Here is a 13,829-nt window from a genome sequence, read left to right as displayed (position 1 = left end):
ACGCAATATACGCACCAGCAAGGAAACTCAAAATAACAACATTTCCCAAAGGCGCTTTTTCCTTAACCTCCGCAATACCAGCAATAGCCTTAGCAGTATCCGCAGGACTCTTAAAAGACGAACCCATATTCTCAACCTCTTAACATTAAATATCTCATTCCATAATTTATTGAGTTTATTCAATATACTAATTAGTTTATTAAATATTATAATATACTAATTGTATTCATACTAGACAAGTATCTATTGATTATGAAAATATATAATACAAGAGAATGACTAGAGAAATAATGGACTATTTTATAGCTAGAATTAAGATAATAAATAATAGAATAAAATTAATAGAACAATATATGAAAAATTTAAAAATAAAATAATAATGAAATATATTAGAACTATTTAACTATTAAAAACATTGAAATCATTATAGCTATGGAATTATTGATATTATACTAGATTAATTATTTATACAAAAGCATATACTATATAAAACACTATAATCTAAATTTTCAATTAAAAATATATATTTTTAACTAAAAATAAATTATACATCAAATATACTGTCATAGTATTAATAATAATTAATCATGATAATAAAAGTATTTTGTTATTCGTGAAAAAAAGAAATTTATAAATAATAATAAAAACAAAAAGTTAATGTCCAATATATAATAAATTAGATTTTTTATAAGTCTAATTATTGATAATTAACTTAATTCAATGCCTTAATAAAAATATATAATAAATGAAAATAAATAAAAAAATAAAAGAAAATCAATGATTATATAATTAAAAAACAATACTTATTATATATAATAAAAAACTATCAATTTAAATTAAATCATTGATTTATTAAACAAAATAAAAACTAGATAAAATGTTAATCGGATTAATATCAGATACCCATATTCCAGACAGGACCGAAAAAGTCCCTGTAACTGTTTTAGAAACCTTTAAAAATGTTGAACTTATTATTCATGCTGGAGATTTAACATCGATTGAAGTAAAGGAAGAATTAGAAAAAATAGCTCCAGTATTAGCAGTCCAAGGAAATATGGATAGAAAACATGGTTTAGATCTTCCTGAAAGTATTGTAAAAACTATTGATGGAATAAAAATTGGAGTAAAACACGGAGAAATTTATCCAAAAGGAGATACTCAACAACTATATTACATAGCAAAAGAATTAGATGCTGAAGTATTAATAAGTGGACATACACATCAAGCCTTTATAGAACAGTTAGATGATGTACTTCTCTTAAATCCAGGTAGCCCAACAGCACCAAGACTTACAGATCCAACAGTGATGTTGATGACTATAGAAGAAGGAGAAGTAGATGTTGAAATAAAAAAAATTGGAAGCCCAGTTTGTTCTGCATTGAACTTCAAAAAAGAATAAAAAGCTATTTAAGGAAAGATTAAATGGGAAGTAGATGGCAAGTTGAAAAAAAGAAAGATCCTTATTATAAGCGATCCAAAGAACAGGACTATAGATCTCGTGCTTCTTTTAAATTATCACAACTTGATAAAAAATATAAAATAATCAAAAAAGGAACTGCAGTAGTAGATTTAGGAGCTGCTCCCGGAGGATGGTCACAAGTAGCTCTTGAAAAAGTAGGTGAAGAAGGGATTGTTTTAGGAGTAGATCTTCAGAAAATTAAACCATTCCCTGAAAAAAACTTCCATTTTATTAGAGGAGATTTCACAAAACCCGAAATCCAGGAAAAAATAATAGATATTATTGATGGAAAAGCAGATGTTGTTATCTCAGATGCCTCACCACAATTAAGTGGAATTAAAGATGTAGACCATCTAAGATCAATTGATTTATCTAATTCTGTAATCGAAATAGCTGATAATATACTCGAAAAAAATGGAAATCTTCTAATCAAAGTATTTCAAGGAGAAGAATATAAGAATCTAATTGAAAGTCTTCGAAAAAAGTTCAAAATACTAAAAACAACAAAACCGGCATCTTCAAGAAAAAAAAGTTCAGAAATGTATGTTATTGGGTTGAAATATAGATAAAAGACTCGAGATAATTAAAAAAGAAAATAAAATAGCGATGAAAATAAAAATAAGATAAAAATAAAAAATAATATATAAAAAAATATAATAATAAAATAAAAATAAGATAAAAATAAAAAATAATATATAAAAAAATATAATAATAAAATTATAAATTAATTAAACTATTTTAAGATATCCATTACTTGGTTCAAAAATAACTCCTTTATGTTTTAACTGTTTTATAATTTCTTCGACTTTTTCTTCACTCATATCATATTGATCTATGAGGTTAGATGTTAAAACATTGACTGGAGCTTGATCTCCATACTCTTCTTGAAGTTCTTTTATTTCATCTACAACTTTTTGAAGTCTATCTCTTTCTGACTTTGGAGTTCTTCCTTCAACCATATCAACATCAATTTGACCTGTTTCAGGATCATAACCAACTTCTTTTAAACAAGCCATTTGTAAAGCTATAGCTTTTTTTGCATCTTCTTCTTCAACAAAGTCTTTAAGTTTAATTTTTGCACTGGCTTCAGATAATCGAATAATAGCTTCTAATTGCCTAGCTGTTATTGGAACCGGAGCATCTTCATCAACAGCACCACTTCTCATATTAACATAGAAATCTTCAAGAACTTTATTAGACTCATTAGTAAGTTTTGGAGTTATATTTTTTCTAGCATAAGCAATATATTTTCTAAGAAGTTCTGGTTCAATTTCATAACCTATAGAATCTTCTTGATGTATTTTAAGTATATGTTTAGCTAATTCCCTATCATTTTCCACATTTGGTTTGTCTTCAACTACAAAAGTCAAATCAAATCTTGAAAGAATTGGAGAAGGTAAATCAATTTGTTCAGCTACAGATTTGTACCTATCAAACCTTCCAAATTTAGGATTAGCTGCTGCAAGAACAGAACAACGTGAATTTAAAGTAGCCATTATTCCAGCTTTAGCTATGCTTATAGTTTGCTGTTCTAAAGCTTCATGAAGTGCAGACCTATCTTCAGATCGCATTTTGTCCAGCTCATCAACACAAACATTACCTTTATCACCGAGAACTAATGCTCCAGCTTCAAGAGACCAACCACCAAGTTCATCCCTTACAGCTGCTGCAGTAAGTCCTGCTCCAGTTGTACCTTTACCACTTGTATAGATACTTCTTGGTGCAAGTTTTGAAACATATTTTAACATTTGAGATTTACCAATACCTGGATCTCCAACTATTAAAATATGTATATCTCCCCTAAGACGAGTTTTATCTTCAAGTTCTTTAGCTGCACCTCCAAATAATTGAAGTGCAATAGCTTCTTTAACCTGCCTATAACCTTTAATAGAAGGAGCTGTAGATTTAATTATCTTCTCATGAATGTTAGGATCTTTTGACAACTCGATGATTTTTTCTTCATCCTCTTCACTAATTTCAAGCTCTTCAAATTCCTCTTCTTGAGGTTTAATAAAGTTAGCATAGATGTAATTTTTAAATTTACCACTTCTTTCTTCTCTAAAAGTTTTAAGAGTTCCAGTAATAATAACTTTATCACCAGGATTCAATACATCTACCAAATCATCTTCAAGAATTATAAGTATTTGTTTTGGTTCAGTTCCTCCAGAAAGATTTTCTAATGGCTCTTGAACTCTAGCTGTTTGAGTATCAATATATTTTGATTCCTCTTGAAGTAGTCTAAAGGACCTGCCTCCACATTCAGTACATAATGATGGTTCAACTATTGTATTACTGTTAGTTTGTTCAACCTCATGGAGTCTCATACATCCCCTACATTCAAAAACCCCAGTTTCAATTCTAGGACGAATTTCATCAGTTTTACGAACAATACCTTCAACAGATACAAATTTTCCAATATATTTACTAAGAAGATGTTTAAGCTGGATTAGATTGGTTAAATTTTCCAATCTTATATTTAAATCAGCATCTTTCATCAAAGGATCAATGTTTTTAATAGCTTTAGCCGAAGCAAGAAGAACATCATCTGGTTTCTCTATTAAAAGATCAGCTAAATCAGGATCAAACATTTCCAAATCCATATAATCTACAATTAGCGATCTATCATCAGGATACTTCTCTAAAATCTCAAAAACATCATCTTTATACTTTGTTGAGAAAAATTCTTCAAATTTAGTAATTGAAGTTTTTGATTTATCACTAGTACTCATCATAATTACATTGATTTTTATATAATAAAAATATTTCAGTTTATTTAAGATGAATATTTCAAAGTTGAGATAATATATTTTTTATAATTATAAAAAATATAAATATAAAAAATGAAAATATAAAGATAAAAATAAAATAAAATAAAGTTTTAATAAATAAATAGACATATACCAAAAGTTATTTAATATATAAAATAAATAACATTATTACGATAAATAAGATATACTATTTTTACTTAATTAGAATCATAAATGATATAATTATAAAATAATTAGGAATTTATAATTAATAATTAACTAAATATAATTAAATATAACTAATTAAAGGTAATATTAATGAGGAAATCACGATTAAATTTATTTAAATCAACTTCAATGCTAATATCTGTATTAGGAGTTTTGATGATAGTTTCTACTATTATTGTTGCTGCATACATTGGTTTCAGTGTACTTTCATCTGGAATAACTTCAGAAGTTTCATCTGGAACCCAATATGATGAATTAGCTACTTTAAAATCTAATTATAGTGATTTAGAAGCTAAATTTAACATCACAAAACCCGACATATTTGCAGGATCTGATAAAGCAAAAGAAAAGCAATATATTAATGCAGAACTAGAACTTCTAAGAGCAGGTTCTGCTATTGGTGATGTTGAAAGTGCTTTAAAAGCTGGAAAATCTGCAAGTGATGTGGATGCACGAATAAAAATAGCTAAAGAAAAATTAACCATAGCTTCACAAGCCTATAACGCGTTATAACCTATTTCTAATTATTTGGTTATGTAAATATCACAGATAAATACCCAAATAATCAAAAATTATATTAACTATTATTTACATAAATATAAATGTATAATTATAATAGAATTATAATATAAATATAATAGAATATTTTTAGAAAAATATATTCCAATGATAAGACCATTTACTGATTATTATTGAATCATTTATTATTTTTAAAATTATATCTCAAATTTTTAATTAATACTGTATTATGATATTTTAAGATTATAAAATAGGTCATAATGATAGTTAGGGAGGAAAAATTATGGAAAAATACGAAGATTTATTAAATAGAGCTATAGACCAGCTCCCACCTGAAGTTTTTGAAACAAAAAGATTTAGTGTTCCTAAAGCTTATTCTGTAATACAAGGTAATAGAACTTTTATTCAAAATTTTAAAGACATAGCAGAAGCTTTAAATAGAGATCCACAACATTTACTTAAATTCTTACTTAGAGAATTAGGTACAGCTGGAAATTTAGAAGGTGGAAGAGCAATATTACAAGGTAAATTCACACATTTTCTAATTAATGAAAGAATAGATGAATATGTAGAAAAATTCGTAATGTGTCATGAATGTAATAGACCTGATACACGAATCATCCGAGAAGATAGAATATTCATTCTTAAATGTGCAGCTTGTGGTGCAAAAGCTCCATTAAAAACATTATAAATAAAATTTATAACAAAAACTAATTTAAAAATATAGCTAATAATTATTAGCTACTTTTTATTTATTATTTAAATATTATATTCTAACTAAATAACTAACCATATTCTAAATACTATTTTATAAAAAATTGTTAGATATAAACCATAAACATTATTAATAGTATCATTAAAAAATATAAACTTATATATTCTTATTTTATATTAAATTCAATTATATTAATAACAATTCAATCATATTACAATATTATCATATAAAATAAGAATATAGAACGATAATATAAAAGGATTGTATAAAGAATAGTATATTAAAATATATAATCAAATAATAACAATAATCTATTAATTGAATAAAAAAGTGTTAAAATGTTTTGTCCAGAGTGTGGTAATACAGACAGCCCTTTAGTTGAAGGGATATGTCAAGACTGTTTTTTAAAAAAACTTTCACTTCTTAAAATTCCTGAAAATATTGAAGTTACTGTATGTGCCCATTGCAATGCTAAATTTGAAGAAGGAAAATGGGAAGAATCTGAAATTCCAGAAGAAGAGATAATATATAGAGCTTTAGAAAGATCTATTGATATTGATCCTCATGTAGACAAAGAAAAAATAGATATAGATCTTGAAATTCTTCAAATGAGAGGAACTATAGCTGAATGTTATATAGAAGCTAAAGCTGAAGTTTTTGGAGAATATATTCAACAATCTTTTGAAACTGAAGTTAGATTAAGAAAAGATGTTTGTCCAACATGTAGTAAACAACAATCTGGGTATTACGAAGCAGTTATCCAATTTAGAGCAGATGAAAGAGAATTAAGTGAAATTGAAAAAGAAGAAGCAGACAGAATTGTTGATAAAACATTGAATAATCGTTATAATAAAGATAAATTGGCATATCTTGTTCAAAAAGCAAAATTAAAAGAAGGAAACGATTATTATATCGGTTCTTATAAATCTGGAAGAAAAGTTGTTGAAGCACTTCAAGAAGAATTTGGAGGAATCATAAAAGAATCTCCACGATTAATAAGTCAAGATAAGTCTACTGGAAAAGGACTATATAGAATATGGATCTCTATTCGCCTACCCCAATTTAAGATAGGTGATTTTGTAAGATATGAAAATAAAAATGGTGAAATATTAGATATTGATGGTAAACGAATCCTTACTCGTATTTTAGAGAATTTTGAAAAAATACCTATAAAATGGAAAGAGTATGAAAAGATTGAATATTTAAAAGGACAAGACGATATTGAATCTACTACCATAATATCAAAATCCCCAACAAATATTCAGGTTTTAGACCCTGATGATTATAGTGTAATTGATATAGATATGAATGATTCATTCCAAAAATTAAATATTGGAGATGAAGTAAAAGTTATAAAGATAGAAAATAATTTATATTTACTTTTAAATAAAGAATAATAGCTAAAAAATAATAATACTAATACTAATATAATAATATAATAATAATTAAAAGATTATATTTAATTTATCTAATAATATTAATATAATTAAAAATTAATATAATTAAAAAATCTATATTTATTTTTGAATAAATAATATATTATTAAAATACTAATTATTAAAAATTACAAATAATAAAATAAATAAACATTATCAAAATATCAAACTAGTATAAAGTGATTGAATGGATATAAAAGCAAAAATAGACCTAATAGAAAAAGGAACAATGGAAGTAATAACTTCTGAAGAATTAGAAGAAAAATTCAAAAAAGATAAACCTATTGCTTATACTGGTTATGAACCTTCTGGAAAAATTCATTTAGGTCATGCTATTACAGTAATGAAATTGAAACAACTTCAAGAAATTGGTTTTAAGATAAAAATCCTCCTTGCTGATTATCATGCTTATTTAAATGGAAAGGGAACTCTTGAAGAAATAGAAGAAACAGCTAAGTACAATGAAAAATGCTTCAAAGCACTTGGATTAAGTGAAGATACTGAATTTATTCTTGGTTCAAGTTTTCAAACTACTGCAGAATATACTGAGGAATTATACAAATTAGCTACTCTCACTACATTAGTTAGAGCAAAGAGAAGTATGGATCAAGTAAGTAGAAATAGTGAAAATCCAAAAGTATCTGATGCAATATATCCTTTGATGCAAGTTGCTGACATGATATCATTAGATGTGGATGTAGCTCTTGGAGGAATGGAACAGAGAAAAATACAGATGTTAGCTAGGGAAAATCTTCCAAAAATCAATCAAAATCCACCAGTATGTATCCATACCCCACTTTTACATGGTCTCGATGGTGATGAAAAGATGTCTAGTAGTAAAGGAAACTTTATAGCTATCGATGATGATGAAAAAGAAATAAAAACTAAAATAAATAAGAGTTTCTGTCCAATTAAAGAAATTGATGGAAATCCGATTATTGAAATAGCTAAACACTTTGTTTTCCCAAATCAAGAGAAATTACTCATTGAAAGACCTGAGAAATTTGGTGGGAACTTAGAGTTGAATGAAAATGAACTTCTCGATATGTATGTATCTGGTGAACTTCATCCAATGGATTTAAAGAATGCAGTAGCTACATATATGATAAATTACTTAGCTAATGTAAGAGAATACATGGCAAATAACTAACTAAAATTTTTTAATTATATTAATAAAAATTTTGATTTGAAAATATACTTAATAAAAACTTAAAATCATTAATAAAAAGTTATATATTGAAAATAAATATTAAATAAATATTAAGAATATACTAAAACAATAACAAAGATATTATTAAAATGTATATATTAAAAATATTGATAATAATATAGATATTGATATAATATAGAATAAAATGTTATAAATAATATACTATTAAAAATATATTAATAAAAACAAATTGTAAATGTGATTAACTATGGATTATGAAATGAGATTACCAAATGGTGTTGGAGAGCAAATTCTTGCACATACAATTGAAAAATTTGATGTGAAATTAAAACATACTGATTATGGGCCAGTACTTGTTGGAACAATGGAAGAATTAGAAGATGCTAAAGATTACATTGTGAAATCCATTAATGAGAGATTGAACGAACTTTCTAAATCAAAAGACGAAGAAGATAATGAGAACGAAGAAGAAAGTAATGAAAAATAAATATGATATCAATCAATACCACTAACACAAATACCTAAAAAAGGAGCTACAGCTTTTCTAATATCCGATTGCACTTTTTTAGGACCATTGTTAGCATTTATAATTTTAAATATATCTTTATCATTTTTAGCTAAATCCAAATACTTATTTTTAACATCAACTAAAAAAGATTTTTTTTCAAACTCGTCTTCACCAGAACAACGTTCTATAGCTATATCTACATCAAGATCTAAAAGGAGAACAATATCTGGTTTTTTTGCAAACTTGTTGATATCAGCTATCCAATTTTGAGGATTTTGATAAGCTAAGCTAGAATAAAATGATCTATCACTTATGATAACTTTGTTACAATATTCTTCGCTATCTATTTTATCCATGAGAAGAAGACGATCAGCTGCAAAAAGAAGGCCAAGAGTTTTTTGAATATTTTCATCAGTGGCACTAGGATTTTGAAGCATTTTTCTAATTAGAATTCCAATCTCAGAATCAGTAGGTTCAACAAATGTTTCTACTTCAAAACCAGAATCTTCAAGCCATTGTTTAAGAGCTGTTATTTGAGTTGATTTTCCAGCTCCATCAATTCCTTCTAAAACTATATACATAATAATATCTTAGTTCTTAAATTATATAAAATTTTACCAGTTTATCCAGTATAACATGACAAATTATATTTATTCTATTTCCAAATCATTAACAATAAATAAGATTTCATAAAATGAGTTTTATTAAATCATTAATTTTGAATTACGAGTTTGTTTTATCTATTTTGTTCTGATTTTAATTCAGATTTATATTTTTCATATAAATTTCTTGAATAAATTTTTTCTAAATCTGAATCTCTCACTTTTTTCCAAAGTATAGATGCAGCTTTTATTTTATTAGAAAACATCATAGATATACTGTCATTACAAAAATCCTGATAAAATTTATTCCACTGACAAGATGAGTTATTATATTTTGCATAATCATTTTTTCCTAAATATACATCTATTAAATTTTTAACCGTAAAATTTTCATCTTTTGTTTGCCTAACTTTTTTTAGTGCAGCTGCCATATCAGCTGTATATTTAAAATTTTTAATGCCAATTTGTTTCCCAAAAAAATCCCTATATTCATTTCTCATAGCAAATCCAAATTCTAATAGTTTTGTGTCAAGAGTAAGATTATTATTAGTTTTTTTTATACTAACTTTCTTTTGATGTTTAACAATATTTCCATCAAAATATTCTTTGACATAATTATTTAATTCTGACTTATTTCCATTATATTCAATTCCAAGTTCCTTACATATTTGCTGTAATTCTTCCTTATACCAATAATATTTGTTAAATTCTTTATAAGATTTTATTTTTTCAAATTTTGGTCGCATATTCTTCATCCAATTTAATATTTTCTTTTTAAATATGTAATAGCTTTGTTAGTAGTTTTGTTTATAAATATTTACTCAAATTTCTTCAAAATTTCACCATAGACTTCTTTGAGTCTTCCTTCTGAATTTTCATAAATTCGTTTCAAAATAAATTCAGGAGTACTTCTAGCTAAACAATTCATCTTAGGAGTTCTGTCAACAATCAGATTATAATTTTTATCCAGCCCTTTAGCTTCAATACCATCAACCCTAACATCTGCATAAGCCATTAACTCTTTAGCCATGTGAGTTACTATAATCGCATATGAATTAGACTCTTTAATCATTTCAATGAAACTAGAAATAATCTTAACAGCTGCATCAAGCTCTGTTATGCCTTCAAGTTCATCTAATAATACTAATTTTTCAGTGTCTGTTGTGACAATCGGCATAAAAACATTTAAAAAAGATTCAAATGCTCCAGCATCAAGAGATCTCTTTTTGGAAAAATGATATATTTCATCGAGTAACTTAACTTCAGCTTCTCTTGTACAAACTGGAAGCCCCATTTGAGCCATGATTGAAATTTGGGATATAGTTTCTAAAAGTGTTGTTTTTCCACCACTATTAGCACCAGTTAGAAGAGCAACATTATCAGGATAAGTTAAATCATAATCGACTCTTTGAATATCATCTCCTTTTTCAAGACCAAGTTCTAGATGAAGAGCACCTTTAAGTTTAAAATTATCCCCAATTTTTGGAGCTATCAAGTCATATTCATATGCAAAACTACCTAAAGTAAATTCATAATCAAACTCAAGAGTTTCCTGAACTTCTTCAATAGCTTTTAATTTTATACTATCTAAATAGTTAGATGCAGTAATCTTTTTATCAAATAAATCATTCTCTTTTTGTGAGCTCTCCATTAATTTAATTCTTTCAAGTTCAGTTTCATCGATTTCAAGAGGATATTGTCTTAAAAAAGGATCAAAGTCTACACCTGCCTCTTCCTTAATAGTTGCCTTACCTTTAGTAATAATTTCATCAAAGATTTTCTCAATTTTAGGAGGCATTGCATTGTTTAAAAGATCAAGAACTTCATCCCCTTCTAAATCAATTTCTTTAATAGCAACCTTAATCTCTTCATCTAAAGATGATTTAACATTATTAACAACTTTTTCAATATCAACATTTCGTTTTTTAAGAGAATTAACCTCATCAAGAATAGGAGTGATATCATCTAAGATAGTATCTTTATTTAGAATTTTTCTAATTTCAGCTACCCTTTTAAACAAATCTGCGTTCTTATTAAAATAATCTAATATAATTTCAGGAACAATTTCATGTTCAGGAGCATCTTTGTTAATCATTATGGAATTATTCATTTCACTAACATCAATAAATCCTTCAGTATATACATAATAAATTAGCTCATAGCTACGAACTTCTTCTTCAAACATAGCTGATGATGCATTGATTATAGGATAATATTGGTTCAGCCCTAATTCCATCAAATAATCGTTATCTTCATCACTTTCAACAAGAATAGCTTTACTAGGGTCATATTCAGGTTTATTTTTTAATGGTAAATGTAAATTTTTCATTAACCCACGTAGTTTAATTATAGGCAATTTAGAAACCTTATTTTTAGCTTCCATAACAAAATTAACTTGTTTTTCAATAGAATTTTTATCTTTAGAAGGAGCAAGGAGGAGTATTCTATTTTCAGCATACTTTGTGTTAGAGTAATCTACAATCTTTTGAATAATCTCTTCATATAATTGTTGAGCACGTTCACTTTTAATAAAATCTTGTTTAGTATTTCCTAAAAGTTGATTCATAATTTCAATAGCTTTTCTTTGACTTATTCCATCAATAGCTATTAAACTTTCTAAATCAAGATCATCAACAATTCGTTCCAATTCTTCTTTTCCACCAACAGCCTTAAGTATCTTTTCAGATAGTTTATCCCCTATTCCACTAACATCATGTAAATCCATCTTTTAACTCCTTATAGATTCATTTCACATATAACCATTTATCTATTAATCTACTAATCTAATAATCTATTAATCTATTAAATTCAATACTTTTGCTAATTTTGAAGTCATGGGAAAATGATTATACAACCATGTTATTCCTTGGTAAATATATATAATGAACTTTAACCTAGAGCTAATGAAAAGTAATATTTTGAAACTCTATTAATATTATTATCAGCTATTAGCATCTAATTATAACTAGATAAAATATTTTAAATTAACATTTACTGATAAATATTTTTTAAATGATTATTTTCTAATAATATTTTAAAGTTAGATATCATCAAAATTATGGTTTTTAAATTTCCATCGAAGGTCAATTGCAAAATTAACAATATTTAATGATGTTAAATAAGGAATGTCATCCTTTAAATTGATTTCATCAGAATTAAGAATCAAATTTCCCCCTTCAACAGACTTTATAGGATAATAATTATCTCTAAAATCATATAGATAAATATCAGAATCATCAGCAATGTTATTTTTATTGATAAATTTATTTAGAATTTTTTTATGTTTTTTTGAGATGATTGGCTTTCTAGTTACTAAAGATTCCACATTTCCTTTAATTAAAACTTCTAGTATAGGAAATTCATATTGTTCTGCTTTATCAATACTATTAATTTTATTAAAATAATTTGACATGAAGTATTTCAAATTTTCTTTTGATAATTCAGGAGATAGTGTTAACAAATCAAAATTTTTTAAATTAAAAACAGTTTCTGAATTAAAAACATTTAATGGATAAGACCCATAAACATTAACCTCATAATTATCTTTTAAATATTTATTTAATCCTAAAAGTCCAGTCATTATACTAATTTTCAAATCAAATTTTTTTAATATTGCAATTATCTTGATTAAATTTTCTTTTGCATCTTTATGGACAATATCTGGCCATTTCCATACTAATTCATAATCTTTATTTTTAGATATAGATATTGCCTCTTTTAAGAAATTTACATAATAGCTAATATCTATTGATTTTATTCCTCCAAAATTATTAATATTATTTATATTATTAATATTGTTTAAAGGAACTTCTAAATAAACCCTAGATAACTGAAAATTATTATTATTATTATTATTATTATTGATATTATTATTGATATTTCCATTATATTTAATATCTTCAATATCAATTATTTTATCCAAATCACGACTATTAATATTTTTTAGCAATTCTAAATCATTTACATATAATGATAATGAAAATCCAGTTTTAGATTGATTTTTAGTATCATTATATACACAATGATGCTGTTGATTATTATTATCATTATTATTAGTATTGCCATTATGAAATTTATTATTAATAATACTTCCAATATCTGGATTAATATCCCTATCTGTAGGTTTATAACTTTCAATTATGATATTTTTTAAATTATTAAAAAAATTTCTTCTGAATTCATTAATTTGACTTAAAGGTGCAAATAAATTTCCAGAATAATTTACTTTAATATCTTCAATATATATCGGAAGATTATCAGTTTTAAGAAGTTGATTCCTAATTTGTTTTGAAGATATAGGTTTATTTTTAGCAATTTCCCATTGCTTTTTACCTTTTTGAGAGAATGTTAAGATTTTCCCATTAGCTAATTTAATAACAGCTTTTAAAGTAGGAATTTTATCAATATTTTTATCTTTTGAAGAATTGATTGAAAATTCAAGTGA

The 13,829-nt window shown here is 25.6% G+C and carries 12 protein-coding genes and 1 pseudogene (1 of these 13 cut by a window edge); 7 read left to right on the top strand and 6 right to left on the bottom strand.

What is annotated here, in order from left to right:
- Positions 1-127 (bottom strand): annotated as a pseudogene (locus KQY27_RS04790) (formate/nitrite transporter family protein); the annotation flags it as partial.
- Positions 128-877: 750 nt separating this feature from the next.
- Here KQY27_RS04790 and KQY27_RS04785 point away from each other — a divergent pair.
- Both KQY27_RS04785 and KQY27_RS04780 read left to right on the top strand, forming a co-directional pair.
- The gene (locus KQY27_RS04785) at positions 878-1,399 is read left to right on the top strand and encodes a metallophosphoesterase (protein WP_224425436.1); all 522 of its coding nucleotides are present in this window, start codon (positions 878-880) and stop codon (positions 1,397-1,399) included.
- Positions 1,400-1,422: 23 nt separating this feature from the next.
- Positions 1,423-2,028, top strand: a complete 606-nt coding sequence (locus KQY27_RS04780) for an RlmE family RNA methyltransferase (protein WP_224425435.1) — start codon at positions 1,423-1,425, stop codon at positions 2,026-2,028.
- Positions 2,029-2,187: 159 nt separating this feature from the next.
- On the opposite strand, the gene KQY27_RS04775 is transcribed toward KQY27_RS04780, so the two are convergent.
- Positions 2,188-4,188: a minichromosome maintenance protein MCM gene (locus KQY27_RS04775; protein WP_224425440.1), complete on the bottom strand. Its 2,001-nt coding sequence runs from the start codon at positions 4,186-4,188 to the stop codon at positions 2,188-2,190.
- 402 nt (positions 4,189-4,590) lie between these two features.
- Here KQY27_RS04775 and KQY27_RS04770 point away from each other — a divergent pair, with 402 nt between their 5' ends.
- The 5 genes from KQY27_RS04770 to KQY27_RS04750 all read left to right on the top strand — a co-directional run bounded on the left by KQY27_RS04770 (position 4,591) and on the right by KQY27_RS04750 (position 8,762).
- Positions 4,591-4,947, top strand: coding sequence for a hypothetical protein (locus KQY27_RS04770; protein WP_224425434.1), 357 nt, complete (start codon positions 4,591-4,593; stop codon positions 4,945-4,947).
- Between the two features lie 289 nt (positions 4,948-5,236).
- A complete protein-coding gene (locus KQY27_RS04765) occupies positions 5,237-5,644 on the top strand; it encodes a translation initiation factor IF-2 subunit beta (protein ID WP_224425433.1) in 408 nt (135 codons plus the stop codon).
- Between the two features lie 362 nt (positions 5,645-6,006).
- A complete protein-coding gene (locus tag KQY27_RS04760) occupies positions 6,007-7,065 on the top strand; it encodes a 60S ribosomal export protein NMD3 (protein WP_224425432.1) in 1,059 nt (352 codons plus the stop codon).
- Between the two features lie 226 nt (positions 7,066-7,291).
- Positions 7,292-8,254: a tyrosine--tRNA ligase gene (locus tag KQY27_RS04755; RefSeq protein WP_224425431.1), complete on the top strand. Its 963-nt coding sequence runs from the start codon at positions 7,292-7,294 to the stop codon at positions 8,252-8,254.
- 268 nt (positions 8,255-8,522) lie between these two features.
- Entirely contained in the window at positions 8,523-8,762 is a 240-nt protein-coding gene (locus KQY27_RS04750) for a hypothetical protein (protein ID WP_224425430.1), read from the top strand.
- A gap of 8 nt (positions 8,763-8,770) precedes the next feature.
- Here the strand turns inward: KQY27_RS04750 and tmk are convergent, their stop codons facing one another.
- From tmk to KQY27_RS04730, 4 genes are all read right to left on the bottom strand, one after another.
- Positions 8,771-9,364 (bottom strand): dTMP kinase, encoded by a 594-nt coding sequence (gene tmk, locus KQY27_RS04745; RefSeq protein ID WP_224425429.1) that lies wholly within the window; start codon positions 9,362-9,364, stop codon positions 8,771-8,773.
- 155 nt (positions 9,365-9,519) lie between these two features.
- A complete protein-coding gene (locus KQY27_RS04740) occupies positions 9,520-10,131 on the bottom strand; it encodes an SAP domain-containing protein (RefSeq protein ID WP_224425428.1) in 612 nt (203 codons plus the stop codon).
- A 71-nt stretch (positions 10,132-10,202) separates the two neighbouring features.
- Positions 10,203-12,110, bottom strand: coding sequence for an endonuclease MutS2 (locus KQY27_RS04735; RefSeq protein ID WP_224425427.1), 1,908 nt, complete (start codon positions 12,108-12,110; stop codon positions 10,203-10,205).
- 315 nt (positions 12,111-12,425) lie between these two features.
- A protein-coding gene (locus KQY27_RS04730; protein ID WP_224425426.1) for a U32 family peptidase crosses the window boundary here: on the bottom strand, positions 12,426-13,829 show its final stretch. It continues 1,563 nt past the right edge of the window; the window shows 1,404 of its 2,967 coding nt (coding positions 1,564-2,967); its start codon lies off the right edge, out of view; it ends in the stop codon at positions 12,426-12,428.

The sequence above is a fragment of the Methanobrevibacter sp. TMH8 genome (assembly GCF_020148105.1).
GTDB lineage: Archaea > Methanobacteriota > Methanobacteria > Methanobacteriales > Methanobacteriaceae > Methanobinarius.
This window is presented reverse-complemented; position numbering and strand designations above follow the sequence as displayed.